General features: G+C 65.0%; 16 protein-coding genes. 9 read left to right on the forward strand and 7 right to left on the reverse strand.

The features are described from left to right. Positions 1 to 46 precede the first annotated feature (46 nt). Genes WIMU1_RS10720 through WIMU1_RS10735 form a run of 4 tightly spaced genes read left to right on the forward strand, consistent with a single transcriptional unit; the run spans position 47 to position 3,740 of the window. Positions 47 to 571, forward strand: coding sequence for an MSMEG_0572/Sll0783 family nitrogen starvation response protein (locus WIMU1_RS10720; RefSeq protein WP_062795209.1), 525 nt, complete (start codon positions 47 to 49; stop codon positions 569 to 571). A gap of 10 nt (positions 572 to 581) precedes the next feature. Beyond that, positions 582 to 1,481 carry a carbon-nitrogen hydrolase family protein gene (locus WIMU1_RS10725; protein WP_062797027.1) on the forward strand — a complete coding sequence of 300 codons (900 nt, stop codon included), beginning with the start codon at positions 582 to 584 and terminating at the stop codon, positions 1,479 to 1,481. Next, complete coding sequence (locus WIMU1_RS10730) at positions 1,474 to 2,781, forward strand: MSMEG_0569 family flavin-dependent oxidoreductase (protein ID WP_062797029.1); 1,308 nt, start codon at positions 1,474 to 1,476, stop codon at positions 2,779 to 2,781. Before WIMU1_RS10725 ends, WIMU1_RS10730 begins: the two co-directional genes overlap by 8 nt. Before the next feature lie 41 nt (positions 2,782 to 2,822). Continuing rightward, on the forward strand, positions 2,823 to 3,740 hold the full coding sequence (locus tag WIMU1_RS10735; protein WP_062797030.1) for a TIGR03854 family LLM class F420-dependent oxidoreductase: 918 nt from the start codon (positions 2,823 to 2,825) through the stop codon (positions 3,738 to 3,740). Positions 3,741 to 3,817: 77 nt separating this feature from the next. Here the strand turns inward: WIMU1_RS10735 and WIMU1_RS10740 are convergent, their stop codons facing one another. Next, on the reverse strand, positions 3,818 to 4,363 hold the full coding sequence (locus WIMU1_RS10740) for an HNH endonuclease signature motif containing protein (RefSeq protein WP_062797031.1): 546 nt from the start codon (positions 4,361 to 4,363) through the stop codon (positions 3,818 to 3,820). Next, the gene (locus tag WIMU1_RS10745; protein WP_062797033.1) at positions 4,314 to 5,138 is read right to left on the reverse strand and encodes a DUF222 domain-containing protein; all 825 of its coding nucleotides are present in this window, start codon (positions 5,136 to 5,138) and stop codon (positions 4,314 to 4,316) included. Before WIMU1_RS10745 ends, WIMU1_RS10740 begins: the two co-directional genes overlap by 50 nt. Before the next feature lie 437 nt (positions 5,139 to 5,575). Here WIMU1_RS10745 and WIMU1_RS10750 point away from each other — a divergent pair, with 437 nt between their 5' ends. Next, positions 5,576 to 6,460 carry an NmrA family NAD(P)-binding protein gene (locus WIMU1_RS10750; RefSeq protein ID WP_062797598.1) on the forward strand — a complete coding sequence of 295 codons (885 nt, stop codon included), beginning with the start codon at positions 5,576 to 5,578 and terminating at the stop codon, positions 6,458 to 6,460. A gap of 4 nt (positions 6,461 to 6,464) precedes the next feature. On the opposite strand, the gene WIMU1_RS10755 is transcribed toward WIMU1_RS10750, so the two are convergent. Continuing rightward, a complete protein-coding gene (locus WIMU1_RS10755; RefSeq protein WP_062797035.1) occupies positions 6,465 to 6,884 on the reverse strand; it encodes a VOC family protein in 420 nt (139 codons plus the stop codon). Positions 6,885 to 6,988: 104 nt separating this feature from the next. On the opposite strand from WIMU1_RS10755, the gene WIMU1_RS10760 reads away from it, so the two are divergent. Continuing rightward, complete coding sequence (locus WIMU1_RS10760; RefSeq protein WP_062797037.1) at positions 6,989 to 7,588, forward strand: TetR/AcrR family transcriptional regulator; 600 nt, start codon at positions 6,989 to 6,991, stop codon at positions 7,586 to 7,588. Positions 7,589 to 7,655: 67 nt separating this feature from the next. Beyond that, complete coding sequence (locus tag WIMU1_RS10765) at positions 7,656 to 8,771, forward strand: alpha/beta hydrolase (RefSeq protein WP_062797600.1); 1,116 nt, start codon at positions 7,656 to 7,658, stop codon at positions 8,769 to 8,771. A 108-nt stretch (positions 8,772 to 8,879) separates the two neighbouring features. Here WIMU1_RS10765 and WIMU1_RS10770 read toward each other — a convergent pair whose 3' ends face one another. The 4 genes from WIMU1_RS10770 to WIMU1_RS10785 form a co-directional block, all read right to left on the reverse strand. After that, a complete protein-coding gene (locus WIMU1_RS10770) occupies positions 8,880 to 9,287 on the reverse strand; it encodes a YchJ family protein (protein ID WP_062797039.1) in 408 nt (135 codons plus the stop codon). 97 nt (positions 9,288 to 9,384) lie between these two features. Then, positions 9,385 to 9,759, reverse strand: a complete 375-nt coding sequence (locus WIMU1_RS26675; RefSeq protein WP_307714648.1) for a GNAT family N-acetyltransferase — start codon at positions 9,757 to 9,759, stop codon at positions 9,385 to 9,387. Positions 9,760 to 10,367: 608 nt separating this feature from the next. Then, positions 10,368 to 12,854 (reverse strand): ABC transporter permease, encoded by a 2,487-nt coding sequence (locus WIMU1_RS10780; protein ID WP_245968910.1) that lies wholly within the window; start codon positions 12,852 to 12,854, stop codon positions 10,368 to 10,370. 17 nt (positions 12,855 to 12,871) lie between these two features. Then, the gene (locus WIMU1_RS10785; protein WP_062797043.1) at positions 12,872 to 13,642 is read right to left on the reverse strand and encodes an ABC transporter ATP-binding protein; all 771 of its coding nucleotides are present in this window, start codon (positions 13,640 to 13,642) and stop codon (positions 12,872 to 12,874) included. 109 nt (positions 13,643 to 13,751) lie between these two features. Here WIMU1_RS10785 and WIMU1_RS10790 point away from each other — a divergent pair, with 109 nt between their 5' ends. Beyond that, positions 13,752 to 15,002 (forward strand): sensor histidine kinase, encoded by a 1,251-nt coding sequence (locus tag WIMU1_RS10790; RefSeq protein ID WP_062797045.1) that lies wholly within the window; start codon positions 13,752 to 13,754, stop codon positions 15,000 to 15,002. Next, positions 14,990 to 15,634: a response regulator transcription factor gene (locus tag WIMU1_RS10795; protein ID WP_062797047.1), complete on the forward strand. Its 645-nt coding sequence runs from the start codon at positions 14,990 to 14,992 to the stop codon at positions 15,632 to 15,634. Before WIMU1_RS10790 ends, WIMU1_RS10795 begins: the two co-directional genes overlap by 13 nt. Positions 15,635 to 15,665: the final 31 nt, after the last annotated feature.

The raw sequence follows: 15,665 nt of genomic DNA on the forward strand, positions 1-15,665 counted from the left end.
CCCAAGTCCCGCACTGCCTTTGATCACGCCATGTCAGGAGACAACCATGTCCGATATCGATCAGTTGATTGCCGAGAATATCAAGAAGTCGTTGGCTGAGATCCCGCATCCGTCGTTGCCGAAGGGCAGCAACATTTATGGGGGGACGAAGTTGTTCCCGGATTATCAGGCGGAGGGTGGGGAGTCCTATTTCACGTTGGTTCATGGGATTGCGCATGAGTCGTCGGTGAGTTTTGTGGCGGTGTTGCAGGCGACGCGGGCGTTGCGTAAGGGGTTTGAGTCGGCGTTGTATTTTTATGGTCCTGGTGCGATCAATTGCCTGGCCACGCGTGGTTTTCCGACGACTGGTGATTCGGGTTTTCCGGGGGAGCAGAACATCAATGATTCGTTGGGGACGTTCATCGGTGAGGGTGGGACGGTGTATTGCTGTCGGTTCGGGTTGGCACTTCATGGTGGTCGTGAGGAGGATTTGATCGAGGGTGTGATTCCGGCTCATCCGCTTGATGTGCAGGATGCGTTGATTCATTACGCCCGTAAGGGTGCCATCATCAACTCCACATACATGGTCTGAGGACGCCGAAATGACCATCCTCGCAGGCGTTTCCGCAAACTTCACCCGCGATCTCGACCAGAACTATGCCCTGATCGCCACGCTTGCCGACCAGGCCAGGCAGCAAGGCGTCGACTTCTTGGCCCTGCCCGAGGCGGCGCTCGGGGGCTACCTGTCGTCGCTGGGCAATCACGGCGACACCGTCAAGAACACCAATCGGTCACTGCCGCCGGCCATCTCGGTGAACGGGCCCGAACTGCAGAAGGTGCAGAGCATCGTCGGCGACCTCGTGGTGGCGATCGGTTTCTGCGAGCTGGCAGACGACGGGGAAACGCGGTACAACGCCGCGGCGCTGCTGGACGGTGGTCAGATCTACGGCACCTACCGCAAGGTGCATCAGCCGCTCGGCGAGAACATGTCGTACTCCGCCGGAGACAGGTATCCCGTTTTCGAGACGCCGGTAGGCCGCATCGGGCTGCAGATCTGTTACGACAAGGCATTTCCCGAAGCCGCACGCGTGATGGCGCTCGACGGTGCCGAGATCATCGCAAGTCTGTCGGCCTGGCCGGCCGCCCGAACCGCTCGCGCCGACAATCTCCAGGAGGACCGGTGGACCTACCGGTTCAACCAGTTCGACATCGCCCGAGCCCTGGACAACCAGGTGTTCTGGGTGGCCTCCAATCAGTCGGGCACGTTCGGGTCACTGAACTACGTGGGTAACGCCAAGGTGGTCGACCCCGGCGGGAACATCCTCGCCACCACTCTGCTCGGCAGCGGTATGGCAGTGGCCGAGGTGGACATCAAGGCCGCGTTCGAGCAGATGCGGGGCGGCATGTTCCATCTCCGTGATCGCCGACCGGACGTGTACTCCCGGGTGACCGAACTCGACGAAGCCCGCACCGCGACCTGGCGGGAGTTGGCACATGCCTGAGGCAGCAAAACACATTCCGGTGGTCATCGTCGGCGGTGGGCAGGCCGGTCTCTCGGTCAGCTGGTATCTGGGGCGCCAAGACATCGAGCACCTCGTCGTCGAGGCCGAGACCCCCGTGCATGCGTGGTCCGACACCCGCTGGGACAACTTCACGCTTGTGACACCCAACTGGCACTGCCGACTTCCGGGTTACCCATATGCGGGCTCGGATCCCGACGGCTTCATGAAGCGTGACGAGGTGGTCGAGTGGCTGAACGGCTGGCTCGATACCTTCACCCCTCCGCTGCGCACCAACACCCGGGTGACCCGGCTTCGTCAGGCCCACAGCGGCGGTTTTGAGCTGACCCTGTTGTCGGAGGCCGGGTCGGAGACGGTGACGTGTGACGAAGTAGTGGTCGCGACCGGCGGATACCCCGTCCCGATCGTGCCGCCGTACGCCCCCTCTCTGGACCCCGCTGTGGTGCAACTCCATTCGGAGCAATACCGCAATCCGGAGCAGCTTCCCGACGGCGCCGTACTGGTTGTCGGCACGGGCCAGTCCGGTGCGCAGATTGCGGAAGACCTGCACCTGGCCGGGCGTCAGGTGCATCTGGCGATGGGCAAGGCGCCCCGCGTTGCGCGCTTCTACCGCGGCCGGGACTGCATGACTTGGCTCGCTGACATGGGCGTCTACGACATCGGAGTGCAGGAGTATCCCGGCGGCCAGGCCGCGCGCGAGAAGACCAATCACTACGTCACCGGCCGCGATGGTGGCCGCGACATCGACCTGCGCGAGTTCGCGTCGCAGGGGATGAAGTTGTACGGGCTGCTGGAGAACGGCAAAGACACAAGGCTCGAGTTCGCGCCGACCCTTCGTGCATCGCTCGATTCGGCTGACACCGTGTACAACTCGATCTGCCACGACATCGACCGGCACATCGAACGCGAGGGCATCGACGCCCCGCCGGCGACTCGCTACGAGCCGGTCTGGGAACCGGACTCCGAGCCCGCCTCGCTCGACCTGACCGAGGCGGGTGTCACCAGCATCATCTGGGCGATCGGCTACCGGCCCGACTACCGGTGGATCGAGGCCAGCGTGTTCGACGGTGCCGGCCGCCCGATGCAGACGCGAGGGATCACTGCCGTTCCGGGGCTCTTGTTCATCGGGTTGCCCTGGATGTACACGTGGGGGTCGGGTCGGTTCCATGGGATCGACCGAGATGCGGCGCATGTCGCGGCCGCGATCATCGACCGGACCCGTCCCGCCACGAACGGCAGCCGGCCGGTGACCGACGGGGCAACACTCGCCACCACACCCTGACGGTTGCTTTGGCCCACGCAGCGATGTGCGACCGTTGACGGATGAAGGTTCGCATCGGAGTCGGAGTTGTCTCGTCCACGGACCGGTCGCTCGCGGCAGGTCCCGCCCTGGCGGAGCTCGTCGACGAGTCCGAACGACGTGGCATCGACTCGCTGTGGCTGTCGGATCAGGCTTCATCTGCACACCACGTCGATCCGCTGATCGGGCTGGCCTACGCCGCGGGCCGAACCGAGAAGTTGAAACTCGGCACCGGGGTGCTGGTCCTGCCCGGCCGTAACCCTGCGCTGGTCGCCGCGCAGTTGGCCGGCCTCGCAGCGACCGCTCCGGGCCGGATTCTCCCGGCGTTCGGCGTTCAACCGGCGACGGTGTCCGACCGGACGATGTACCCCGTACCTCCCGGTCAGCGCGGCGCAGTCTTCGAGGAGGCACTCTCCGTGGTGAGGGCGTTGCTCACCGAACCGTCAGTAACCTTCGAGGGCAGCTTCTTTCACCTCGACGAGGCAACTGTGGGCCCGCGCCCAGCAAAACCACTCGACTTGTGGCTCGGCGGGCGCCTCCCGGTCAGCATGAGTCGGATCGGGCGACTGGCCGACGGGTGGCTGGGCAGCTTCGTCACTCCCGGTGAGGCCGCCGACTGTCGACGGCAGATCGAAGCCGCTGCCTCAGAGGCCGGCCGGGAGGTGGAGCCCGATCACTACGGCACGAATCTCATTGTCGCACCGCACGGTTCCGACGACACCGCCGTCGACACCGTGATCGCCGCTGTTGCACGTCGGCGAAAGGATCTCGCCGATCCGCAGCGGCTGGTGTGCCGGGGCTGGGACGAGGCCCGTTCTGAACTCGGCCGTTTCGTCGACGCCGGTATCACCAAGTTCGTGGTGCGCCCGGTGGTGCCCGTCGAGTCGATCGCCGAGTTCCTCGACCAGATGGCCGACGAACTGTTGCCCTTGCAAACCTGAGCACCCAACTCGCCTTCACACTATGGAGTTGTCAAAGAGCAGATCCAGGTCACTTGGTGACGGTGTAGGCGAGCGTTCTAGGCTGCTGCCGGTGTGTTGGTGGTCCGGTGATGCGCAGGTATCGGCTTTTGCTCGCGGTCAACGCTTTTGGGCGGCGTGAACCACGGATGCCCATCGTTGCCTATGGCGACGGACCATCCGTGGTGGTGGATCATCCGGTGATGGTGCCGGCACAATAGGACGGTATTGCTGAGGCTGGTGCTCCCGCCGGCTGACCAGTGCTCGATGTGGTGGGCATCGGTCCATCCGGCGGGCCGCCCGCAGCCGGGGAACGCGCACCCACAGTCGCGTGCCAGCAACGCTTTACGGATTGCCGGGGTGACCGTGCGATGCTCGCGGCCGACATCAAGCGGTACCCGCTCACCGTTCAAGATCATCGACGTCAACGTTGCATCGCAGGCCAGCATCTGCGCCGCTCGGCCACTGACCGGGCCCATCCACTGCAACCGGAACGCGGACCGATACCCCTTGTCGTCGAGGAACCGGGTGTACTCGTCGGTCGGCGCGGCCGGATCAGGTGGCGCCACGCCTTCCCCGGCCAACTCGCGGGCATCGACGGTCATCGTCAGATGCGGGCGCAACACCACCGACCGTGGGCCGATCTTCGGCCTGCAGGTAAGCATCGATCAACCGCTCGAGCCCCTCGGCCATCCGTTGCGCCGTCGATCGCTGGTCAGGTGTGCCATCCTCGCCGGGAATCGGCCGAGTCAGGGGGTCCAGGCCCGTCAACAGCTTCTCGCCGAGAATCGCATCGACATCGAACCTCCCGCGCAGGCGCCCGTCGGGACTCTGGCCTAGCGACAGCGTGTTCAGCTCGGTGTTCTCAGCCACCGGCACGCCACCGGAATCAACAGCCAGGGCGAATGCGTCTCCTCGGGCTCGTTCCCCGATCTCGGTAGGCGTGGCACCCGACCAAGCCTGCCCCAGCAGACGATTCACGCATGCTTCACGCGCCGGGCCGGGCAACTGCGCGACAGCACGTTCCACATGTGCGATACCCCGCACGATCGCATCGACCTGCTCGCCTGAGAAATCACCGTCCGCAGCGTGATCGGCCACCCGGGGCAGCGACACCAACGCCCGGCCGACCCGCACCATCCGGTGCGCGCACCCCGGCGCCAGCCCACCGGCCATCAGCAACGACGCGGTAGACGACTCACCAGATCTCTTGGCCACGCCCCGCCTGTCCAGTGCGCCCACCCACGCCGACAAGACGTGATCGACGAGATGGCGAATCTTGATCAACGCCACCACCTGTCCGGCCAATTCATCATCGGCCTCAGGTGGTGACCCCTGCGCGACCACAGCCATCGCTGTGCGGATTCCCCCGATATCCATGACGCAACGATAGAACAAAACGTGGCGTTCGCACAAGTGTTCGAAGGAATTGATTCTGTTGCAGCCGAACGTCTTTGAAGGGGTGGACTTCACCGAACCGTTCAGTCTAACGACCGGGTCTGACATGTTGCCGGTGTAAGCGGTGCGTGACGGTGCGGCTCTAAGGCATCAACGGGGCCCCGCCACGTGTGGTCGGATAGCCGTCGCGAGCGACCTCCTGCGCTCATCGGTCGGGCGGATCGATTGCCCGGTGACCCTCCCGAGTCGTGCCCATGCCGCCCCGCGCTGGCCAACCGCTCGGCCGGAAGAGGCTGGCAGAAGCAAACATTCGAACCAGGCAGTCAACCTTCGGCCTGCTGCCCGTTTGTTGAAGAACCCGGTTTGTCGGTGCTGTGTTGCATCATGTCGACACGCGAGTGCAGAAGGAAGGTGAGGTCATGACGATTGTGGTGACAACCCCAACCGGTCGGGTCGGGTCGCGAGTGACGCAGCTGCTCATCCAGGCTGGGGTACGTCCGAGATTGCTGGTGCGAGATGCAGCGAAAGTTTCAGCCGCAGTGCGTACAAAGGCAGACATCGCCGAGGTGGATCTCGGCAACGCCCCCGCGGTCGCGCGGGCCTGCTCGGGGGCGCGGGCTCTCTACTGGGTCGATCCGCCGACTCCCGACGATGACCCGGTTGCGGGATATGACCGCATGGGTGCCAGCGCCGCCCGCGCCATCGTGGAATGCGGCATCGAGCGCGTGGTGTTCCAGAGCAGCGTGGGCGCAGAGGCAAGGCATGGTTTCGGTGAGATCGACGGGTTGGGGAAGACCGAGGACCGCCTCGACAGCACCGGCGCTGCTGTCACTCACTTGCGATGTGGGTATTTGTTCACGAACTTGTTGATGGACTTGGAGAGCCTACGGAATGGGGTTCTCGCCACCACGCTGCCTCTCGACCAACGGGTTTCGTTTGTCGACCCCCGGGACGTCGGGGATGTTGCTGTCGCCCGACTCTTGTCGGACGATTGGGCGGGACGCCACACGCAAGGCGTCCTGGGTCCGGCCGACTTGTCGTTCAGCGAGGTTGCAGACATTCTCTCCACCGCGTCGGGCCGCGAGATCGTTGCCCAGCAGGTATCGGATGATGTTGTGGCACAGCAACTCGCAGGTTTCGGGATGACGGCCGCCCAGGTGGACGGGGTTGTAGGCATGTTGCGCGGCTTCCGTGGCAACTTCTCGCCCGAGAACTCTCGCGACGTCATCAGCACCACCCCGACCACGCTGGAGTCGTGGGCATATTCGGTACTGCGGCCGGCCTTGATCGCGATGGACGAGTGATGGGTCAGTCCGCGTCTGCCAAGGCGAACTTGTCCACGAAATCGTCAGCGGGCGGAATGGGGGTGATGACATCGATCAATACGCCGTCCGGCCCGTCGACAATGAAGTGACGTTGTCCGAAGTCCTCTGAGCGGATGGGCAGCAACGCGGTCAGCGGGCCCTCGGTGACCAGGCGCCGGTACTCCGCGTCCACATCGTCCACCTCCAGGTTGATCAGGAGTCCGGCTGCAGACCGGTTGCGGTGTTCCGTGGGGATGGTCTCGTGGCCGGCGTCGAGAACGGCCAACTCGAACGAGTCGCGAACGAGGCTTACGTACCAGTCGGCTTCGAACGTCGTCTCGAAGCCGAGGTGGGTGCGGAAGAAGGCTGCGGTGGTGGCCACGTCATCGGTCATGAGTACGGGATACAAGCTGGTGATCGCCATGCTGATCGCTCCTATAGATACGTTGTGTATGTAAACGGACTCCTTTATACATACACGGAGAATGTATAGTCGGCAACAAATCCCGAACGAAAGGTGCGACAACGATGCCGCGCGCGACCAAAGAGCAGAGTGAGAAGACCGCGGCACGGATCTTGGCAACGGCGCGAACAGCTTTCGCCGTTCAGGGGTATGCCGCGGTCGGGCTCGAGGACATTGCCGCGACGGCCGGTGTCACCAGAGGGGCTGTCTATCACCACTTCCAGAGCAAGACGGGGCTCTTCCGGGCAGTCCATACCGAGACACAGCGACGTGTCGGGATCGCCGTCGACCACGCGACCGCGGGAATCGATGACTCGTGGCGGGCGCTTGAAGTCGGATGCCGTGCATTCCTGGAAGCGAGTGTCCGCGACGACGCGAGACAGATCATGCTGATCGACGCCCCCGCCGTCCTGGGCTGGGACACCTGGCGTGCGGAAGACGCGAACAACTCGGGCCGTATGTTGCTCGACGTGCTGGCCGAACTCAAGTCGGCCGAGCTGCTGGACGTGATGTCGGTAGGAGCGTGCCACGCACTGTTGACCGGCGCCATGAATGAAGCGGCACTGTGGATTGCGTCCACGACCGATCGGGACGCTGCGCTGGCAGATGCATGCAACACGCTCGTGCGCATGCTAGATGCGCTGAGGACCCGGCCGACACCATGATCGGACGACGAAGGTGCCGACGTATCGACTTCGGCCCCGATCCCCGGCCGGCCTTAGGATGGGCGACATGGTGATGGCTGACCGGCCCGAGGTCCAGACGGCGTCCATGCCGGTTACTGCTCTGACTGTCGTCGGGCTGGCGGAGAGCTTGCTGAACGGCCTTGCCAGAGTGCCCTTTCGACGCCCATGGCAGGGTCCCGGCGGCTTGCTGGACAACCTGGGGCAGTCGGTCACCCGGCAGGTCATCCGATCCTTCATGGGTTACTCGATGGGGCTGCCCATCGAGGAGTTCAGGTCGATGGAGAAGATCCTCGACGACATCTGCCGCGTCGTCATGCCTCCGTTCATCGAACTCACCGACAGCGTCGAGATCACACATGACACGATTGGCGGGGTCGACGGCATCTGGTGTCGTGCCAAGGCCAGTTCGGATGCCTATGTGGACAATTGCGACGACAAGCAGACGATCGGCGCCACGATCCTCTACCTGCACGGCGGTGGATACATCGGCACGTCCCCAATCATGTACGCAGCATTCGCCGCATCGCTGGTGAAGAACACTGGTTATGAGGTGTTCATCGCCGACTATCGGATGGCACCAGAGTTCCCGTTCCCCGCCGGTGTGCACGACGCGGCAGACGTCTTCCAAGGTCTCCTCGACCGCGGGGTCGACCCGGAGCACCTCGTGGTCGCCGGTGACTCCGGTGGCGGCGGCCTCGCGACATCCCTGATCTCGTATCTACATTCCCGATCACTGCCCGTTCCGGCCGCGTTGGCCCTGTTCTCCCCGGAGATCGATCTCGAGCTCGATCATCCGTCGATCACCGACAACGCCCAGTACGACATCCTGCCTTGGAACATTCCGGTGACCCCGTACCTGCAAGGCGTCCCGCCGAACGACGAGCGTGTGTCAGCGGTGTACGCCATGGCAGATCCGGAGTGGTTTCCGCCGACCTTTGTGTGCTGGGGCGGCGACGAGATGTTTCGCGACGGGATCAGGAAGTTCGCCGAAGGCTTGGACAAAGCCGGGGTCAAGGTGCACGCGATGGAAGAGCGCGGCATGTTCCATGTGTTCCCGATCCTCATGCCGTGGGCCGAGGCATCCAAACGCGTGTTCATCGCACTCCACGACCTGGCCGGACGGCACGTCACCCCCGACCACGACGCCGAACAGACCCACTGACGCCGAACAGACCCACTGACGCCGAACAGACCCACTGACGCCGAACAGACCCACTGACGCCGAACAGACCCACTGACGCCGAACAGACCCACTGAGGCGGCCAGGTGGTCAGTCCGGCGCGACCACACCGTCGACGTACACCCAGCGACCTTCGTGCCTCTCGAACCGGCTCCGTTCATGCAACGTGCCCGCGCCTGAACCTTTGACCCGGTAGAACGCGGTGAACTCCACCTCGCCGACGGAATCGAAGAGCGACCCGTGCAACGTGGACTCGATGTCGAGTCGGTACCACCGCATCGTGGCGTCGAGGTCCAGCACGTCGGGCCGGGTCCGGGGATGCCAGCTGTACAACAGGTAGTCCGCATCACCCACGGCGAACGCACTGAACCGAGAACGCATCAGCGCCTCGGCAGTCGGCGCCTTACGGACCTGGGACACCAGAGGTCCGCAGCAGTCGTCCCAGATCAGCCCACTGGTACACGGACAACGCCGGGGGCCGGATGGAGGACGGGTCACCGGGTCAGATTAGGTGACCGATGCGGCTTTCCGGTTCGCGGCTTCGCTGAGGTATCGCCGGGTGTGCATGGAAAAGCCCTGCAAACGACCGCGTCGATCAAAGCCGCCGCACCATCACATCGTTGTCACGGGTGAACCCATGCCGTGAATACAGCGGCATTGACAGCTCGCTGGGGGAGAGAATCACTTTGCGGTATCCGCGAACCTCTGCATTGTGGAGAAGGCAGTCGACCAGTCGCGCGCCGATTCCGACGCCTCGGTACTCGGGCCGTACATAAAGGTGGCCGAGATAACCCCAGCTGCCGGCTGCGCTGGTCCTGGGGCTCGGCATGCGCGTGTATTCGGTCAGGCACACCATTCCGACGGCCTGGTCCGGTGTGTGCGCAACCCAGACCCGTGCGTTGGGGGTCGTCGGTCCATGACCTGACGGCCGCGGTGAAACTGGGTTCACCACGCCATGGGCCGATGGCATCGTCAGATTCCTGTGCCCACGACCATCTGAGCTCGGCTACAGCGGACGCCGCAGGGCTGTCAGTTATCAGAATCGACAAGGTTTTCAACCCCTAAAAGACAACCATGCCCCGCTCTGTACAGAGCGGGGCATGATGCAAAACCGTTCGATCCGGCCGTAACGGGTTGAACCCGCGGACGCGAATCGGGGCAAGCGTCGGTTCGAGAACCGAATCAGCCTGCGAGGCCGCCGAGGAACTCAGCGTTGTCGATGAGGAACTGGAAGACGTCAAGCAATGCAAGTTCGAAAGTCGAGGTCATGACTTTCCTTTCGTGTTCAGTTGGACCGTGGACGGGTTGACCACGGTCGGATTACACCGCTGCAGTTCTAGAGTGTGAACCCGGATGACATTGTGGCAGCTTCTGCGAGCCACCGCACGACGAGGGCTGCCATGGGCCGTCGGCGGGCTTTGGTGTCCGTAAGGATTCAATAACATTCTGCGGCAACATAAGTCGCGCCGTCTAATGCCCGTGGTAATGCGGAAGTCGCCTCTTTGTCCCTTGTCGGCGGCTCACGGGTCACCTGTTGTGCATATTGTTTTAACCTACTGTTATTGATCGTGAACCGTGCTAAAAGCCTCTGACCAGGCGCTCGAGGCGTATCGCCCGGCGGGCGGTCAGAGTGATGGCGGCGAAGCCCAGCACGGTCGTGGCGCCGACGATGACCCCGAAGGCCGATGGCGAGAAGACGGGGAACGGCACGCCCGACACCGCGATCGCGATCCCGGCCAGAGGTGGGTAGGCGATCACCGTGCCCGCGATTGCCGCGACCGCCACCGCGATCAGGGACTCGAGACGGATCATGCCGCGTACCTGCCGCGGACCCGCACCGAGCAGTTGCAGCAATGCGAACTCGCGACGCCGCGCCGAGGTCATCAGCACCAGGGTGTTGACCACCGCGATGCCGAGGAAACCCAGCAGCACCGCGAGCGCCACGACGTTCACCGAGTCCTGCGCCCGCTGGTCCTGCCGAACGGCCCCGGCGAATCCGTCGCTCCTCATCACGGTCATGCCACCAGCGGCTTCGATGGCCCGCTGCGCCTCGTCGACCCGTCCCGGTGCCGCCGACACCAACATCTGGTCGACGAGCCCGGTTGTCGTGTGCTCTCGTACCTGTGCTGCCGGGAGGGTCACGTCGCCGAAGCCGAGACCGCGGTCGTAGGTGGCGACAACCCGTGGTGTGATCACAGCGCCATCACCCATCCGCAGCGTCACGGTGTCTCCGACATCCGCGCTCATCGCCGACGATGCGTCGCGGCTGAGCGCCACCGCGCCGTCGGCCAGCTGCTGAAGGTCGCCCTCCCGGACATCGAGACGCATCGTGGCAGTGGCGCTCGCGGCGTCGATGCCTTGCACGGGATACGCCTCGGTGGTCGGGGCCTCGGAACTGTCCGTGGTGAACAGGGCCTTGGTGCGGGTGATCGGGTTCACCGCACGCACCACGTCCATCGAGTCGATCGTCGCGGCGAGTTGGGGGCTGATGCCGCCGGGGCCGGTCACGACCAGATCGGCCGTGGTGCCGCTCTCGGATTGGCGTTCGGCTGCTGCGGTCACCGTGCTCTGGCTGAACAGTTGCACCGCCCCGATCGCGATCGCCAACGCCAGCGGCGTGATCGCCGCGGCAAGGCGGCGTCCATGGGCGTTGAGGTTGGCGGCCGCCAATACCGGCCCGGCCGAACCGGTGCGCAGCATCGGGCCGGAGACCACGCGCATGGCGCCCGAGACGAGGGCCGGACCCAGAAGGGCGAGAGCGATGACGAGGAGAACCGCAGACCCCCCGGCGCCGGCCATCGCCGCAGGTCCGGGGATGAAGGCAGGCAGGGTTGCAGTCACCAGCCCGCTCACCCCGACCGCCAGTCCGAGGATCACGCGGGTCCGGCTCAGCTTCTCCGGCTCGACCGCTGACTCGCGCAGCGCATCGATGGGGTCGAGGCGAGCCGGTCGGCGAGCGGAGACAGCCGCAGCGAGCCGGGCGGTCGCGACCGCAGCGGCGACTGCGACAAGAGCCGGGACCGGTCCGTAGGCCAGCGCGAAGTCCGGCGGCACAATGCCGGCGTCGGCGAATCGGCCCCGCAGGACACCGGCCAGCAGGTAGCCGGGTGCCACTCCCAGAAGTGCCGCCACGCAGGCGATGGCCCACGTCTCGGCGCCGATCAGTTTGTGTATCTGACGCGGTGTCGCGCCGGTCGCGCGCAGCAGCGCGAAGTCGTGGCGGCGCTGCTGGACCGACAACGACAGCGTGCTCGACACGACGAACACAGCGATCATCAAGGCCACCCCGGCAAGTGCCGAGCTGAGCGCCACCAGCTCGCCGCGCGCCGCGCCGATGTCGACGTACTCGGCGTCCGCACGTGCCGGACCGGTGTAGGTGTCCACCTCCACTCCGGGCAGGAGATCACGAACTCGGGAGGCGAGGGTCTCGGCGTCCACCCCGTCCTGTGCGATCAGACCGATCGTCGCCACCGTGCCGGTATGCGGCCAGAGTTGCTGCATCCGAACGTCGTTCAGGAACACCGTCGCCGGGCGGCCACCGGGTTCGGATGTGGATGTGCCGGCCACACCCACAACGGTGTACGCGTGGGCGACTCCGCCGTGTCGCAGCGTCACCTTCTGGCCCAGGTCAGCTGCACCCGTCATCACCACCTCGTCCGGTCCGGCCGGTGGGTGGCCGGCTGTGATGCTGTACGGCGCGAGAACCGCCGACGACCATCCGTGCGCATCGAACGCGCGCCCGCTGTCGTCGGTGAGGGGAGCGCTGATGTCGCCGACCGCCGACCGGACGCCGGGTAGCGCCGAGAGTTCGGCGACCGTCGATTCGGGAAGCCGCGCGCGTTCGATGTAGGGCTGGTCGACGTCCTCGGTGATGTCGAGTGATTGCGGAGCCCCGACCACTACGTCGGCGCCGGAAAGGCGGTGCGGTGTGACGCCTCCGCGGATCCCGGACTCGAAAAGCACTCCGAGTGCGCACACCAACAGGGCGGCGGAGAAGACCGTGACGAATACGGCCGTGAAGCTGTTGCGATGTTCTCTCAGGTTAGCGGCAGCGATGCTGCCCATGCGTGAACGTTGCATCGTCACCACTGCCCGAGGTCGGTGAGCGACCGAGCGATGGCCTCGGCGGTCGGTCCTTCGAGGTGGCCGGCCAGGCGGCCGTCGGCGAGGAACAGGACGCGGTCGGCTTGCGCGGCCGCGACCGGATCATGGGTGACCATCACCACCGTCTGTCCCAGTTCGGTCGACGCACCGCGCAGGAGCCCGAGGATCTGATGACCGGTCCGGCTGTCGAGCGCTCCGGTGGGTTCGTCGGCGAAGATGACGCGCGGTCGGGTGATGAGCGCCCGCGCGATGGCGACCCGCTGTTGCTGCCCGCCGGAGAGTTCGGCGGGACGACGTCGGCTCATCTTCGCGAGCCCCACCGACGCCAGCGCGTGCTCCACGCGAGCGCGATCGGCGGTTCGGCCGGCCAGCAGGAGCGGCAATGTGACGTTCTGCTCCACGGTCAGCGACGACAGCAGGTTGTAGGCCTGGAACACGAAGCCGATGTGGTCGCGTCGGAATGTGGTGCGCGCCTTCTGCTTGAGGGCGCTGATCTCGGTGTCTCCCAGCCAGATCGAGCCACTGGTGGGTTGGTCGAGTCCGGCAGCACAGTGCAGGAACGTGCTCTTGCCCGAGCCGGACGGGCCCATGATCGCGGTGAATCCCTGCGGCGGCAACGTGAGACTGACGGAGTCCAGTGCGGTGATCTGGCCACGGCCTGATGAATAGCTTTTGGTGACGTTGTCCAGGCGCAGCGCGGGTGTCGGCGACAACGATTTGAGGGTTTGAACGGGTGCTGTTGAAGTCATGTCAGCAACGCTATGAATCGGCGAGCCACCGGACCATCCCGCTGGCCACCCAACCAATGGTGTAGCCCGCTATACCGTTTTCGCGCGGTGGTTACGGCATCCTGGAGCGATGAGTCGAAGCGAACAGGCCGCGAAGTGGTGGCGGGCATGTCGTTTCTTGATGGTCGAAGGCGCCGCGGCGGTGGTGTCGTTGGTGTTCGTGATCGGCGCGCTGATCATCGCGCCGTTGCTGATCCTCTTTGTCGGATGGCTGCTGGTGCCCGCTTACGTGAGGGTGCTGCGTTTCTGGGCCGGTGAGGCGCGTCGTCGCACCGGGCGTTACACCGGCGTCGTGATTCCGGAGCGGTACCCTCCGATGGAGGATCGCCTGGGATTCACCGACCTGCGAACCATGTTGTGGTCATCGCCGTTTCGCCGCGACCTGGCGTGGGTCACCGGCCACGCATTTGCTGCGCTCGTCGCGGGGTTCGTTGCCGTGGTGCTGCCGCTGGCGGCCATCAACTCGATGTTGATACCGGCGTACTGGTGGGCGATGCCCGCCGACGAGCCGGTGGGGAACATCTATCTGGTCACGTCGTGGCCCTTGGCGGCCACCATGCCGTTCATCGCGCTCGCCTACGCGGTGATCGCGTGGTGGCTGATTCCCGCGCTGGCACGTGCAATCGCGGGCATGGCCACCAAATGCCTTGCACCCAGGCGTGAAACCGAACTGACGCAACGGGTTACGGCGCTGACCGAAAGTCGGGCCGCGGCGCTCGATGCACACGCCGCCGAATTGCGGCGCATCGAACGCGATCTGCACGACGGTGCCCAGAATCGGTTGGTCGCGGTGGTGATGATGCTCGGTCTGGCCGAACGTTCGCTGCGTGTCGACCCCGAACAGGCTCTGCCGCAACTGCTTCGGGCGCAAGACGCCGCATCCGATGCCTTGTCGGAGCTGCGGACCCTGGTGCACGACATCTATCCGCCGATCCTCGATGAGCTCGGCCTCGAAGGTGCAGTCGCGGCTCTTGCCGGGCGCTCCTCGATCACCTGCGTCCTGGATGTGCGGAATTTGATGCGTGCACCAGCCGCTGTGGAAGCTGCCGCCTACTTCGTGGTGGCCGAAGCGCTGACCAACGTGGCCAAGCACAGCGGCGCCGAGACCGTGTACCTGACCATCAGCACTCGCGGCGACGAGAACGGGAACACGATGGTCATCACTGTTGTCGACGACGGCCGCGGCGGGGCCGAGGAGACCGCGGGTAGTGGGCTGTCGGGAATCCGCCGTCGGGTGGCAGCATTCGAGGGAACGATGACGTTGAACAGCCCTGCAGGCGGGCCGACGGAACTCGAAGTGGAGCTGCCATGCGGATTTTGATCGCCGAGGACGACTCCCTGCTGCGGGAGGGGCTCGCGCTGCTGCTGCGGAGCGTCGGGATCGAGGTGACCGCCGCGGTCGCAGATGCCGAGCAGTTCCTCGAGTCGTTCGACGCGGACCCGCCCGACGGAGCAGTGCTCGACGTCCGCATGCCGCCGACGTTCACCAACGAGGGATTGAAGGCGGCCATCGAGGCACGCCGCCGGGTCCCCAACTTCCCCGTGCTTGTCCTGTCCGCCTACGTCGAGGACAGATATGCCGGCGAACTGCTGGCGGGCAGTGCGTCGGGGGTGGGGTATCTGCTCAAGGAGCGGGTCGGCAAAGTCGAAGAGTTCGTCGACGCGCTCGAACGCGTGGTCGCGGGCGGAACGGTGATGGACCCGGAAGTGGTGTCGCAGTTGATGAGCCGTCGTCGAGCCGACGACCCGATCCGATCGCTCACACCTCGCGAATCGGAGGTGTTGCGGTTGATGGCCGAAGGCCTCGGAAACGCCGACATCGCTCGCAAGCTGGTGGTCAGCGACACCGCCGTGAGCAAACACATCGGCAACATCTTCGCCAAGCTCGGACTGACCACCTCCGACACCGGACACCGGCGAGTACTCGCGGTGCTGGCTCACCTGCGGTCATAGAGACGTTGACCCGGGCCGCCGGCTGATAAGT

It is taken from the genome of Williamsia muralis NBRC 105860 (genome assembly GCF_001598915.1).
Taxonomy (GTDB): Bacteria; Actinomycetota; Actinomycetes; order Mycobacteriales; family Mycobacteriaceae; genus Williamsia; species Williamsia muralis.

What these genes read in the sequence shown, in the direction of transcription:
- WIMU1_RS10720 (WP_062795209.1), top strand. Translation starts at nt 47, where the DNA reads ATGTCCGATATCGATCAGTTGATTGCCGAGAATATCAAGAAGTCGTTG.
- WIMU1_RS10725 (WP_062797027.1), top strand. Translation starts at nt 582, where the DNA reads ATGACCATCCTCGCAGGCGTTTCCGCAAACTTCACCCGCGATCTCGAC.
- WIMU1_RS10730 (WP_062797029.1), top strand. Translation starts at nt 1,474, where the DNA reads ATGCCTGAGGCAGCAAAACACATTCCGGTGGTCATCGTCGGCGGTGGG.
- WIMU1_RS10735 (WP_062797030.1), top strand. Translation starts at nt 2,823, where the DNA reads ATGAAGGTTCGCATCGGAGTCGGAGTTGTCTCGTCCACGGACCGGTCG.
- WIMU1_RS10740 (WP_062797031.1), bottom strand. Translation starts at nt 4,363, where the DNA reads ATGACCGTCGATGCCCGCGAGTTGGCCGGGGAAGGCGTGGCGCCACCT.
- WIMU1_RS10745 (WP_062797033.1), bottom strand. Translation starts at nt 5,138, where the DNA reads ATGGATATCGGGGGAATCCGCACAGCGATGGCTGTGGTCGCGCAGGGG.
- WIMU1_RS10750 (WP_062797598.1), top strand. Translation starts at nt 5,576, where the DNA reads ATGACGATTGTGGTGACAACCCCAACCGGTCGGGTCGGGTCGCGAGTG.
- WIMU1_RS10755 (WP_062797035.1), bottom strand. Translation starts at nt 6,884, where the DNA reads ATGGCGATCACCAGCTTGTATCCCGTACTCATGACCGATGACGTGGCC.
- WIMU1_RS10760 (WP_062797037.1), top strand. Translation starts at nt 6,989, where the DNA reads ATGCCGCGCGCGACCAAAGAGCAGAGTGAGAAGACCGCGGCACGGATC.
- WIMU1_RS10765 (WP_062797600.1), top strand. Translation starts at nt 7,656, where the DNA reads ATGGTGATGGCTGACCGGCCCGAGGTCCAGACGGCGTCCATGCCGGTT.
- WIMU1_RS26675 (WP_307714648.1), bottom strand. Translation starts at nt 9,759, where the DNA reads ATGCCATCGGCCCATGGCGTGGTGAACCCAGTTTCACCGCGGCCGTCA.
- WIMU1_RS10780 (WP_245968910.1), bottom strand. Translation starts at nt 12,854, where the DNA reads ATGGGCAGCATCGCTGCCGCTAACCTGAGAGAACATCGCAACAGCTTC.
- WIMU1_RS10785 (WP_062797043.1), bottom strand. Translation starts at nt 13,642, where the DNA reads ATGACTTCAACAGCACCCGTTCAAACCCTCAAATCGTTGTCGCCGACA.
- WIMU1_RS10790 (WP_062797045.1), top strand. Translation starts at nt 13,752, where the DNA reads ATGAGTCGAAGCGAACAGGCCGCGAAGTGGTGGCGGGCATGTCGTTTC.
- WIMU1_RS10795 (WP_062797047.1), top strand. Translation starts at nt 14,990, where the DNA reads ATGCGGATTTTGATCGCCGAGGACGACTCCCTGCTGCGGGAGGGGCTC.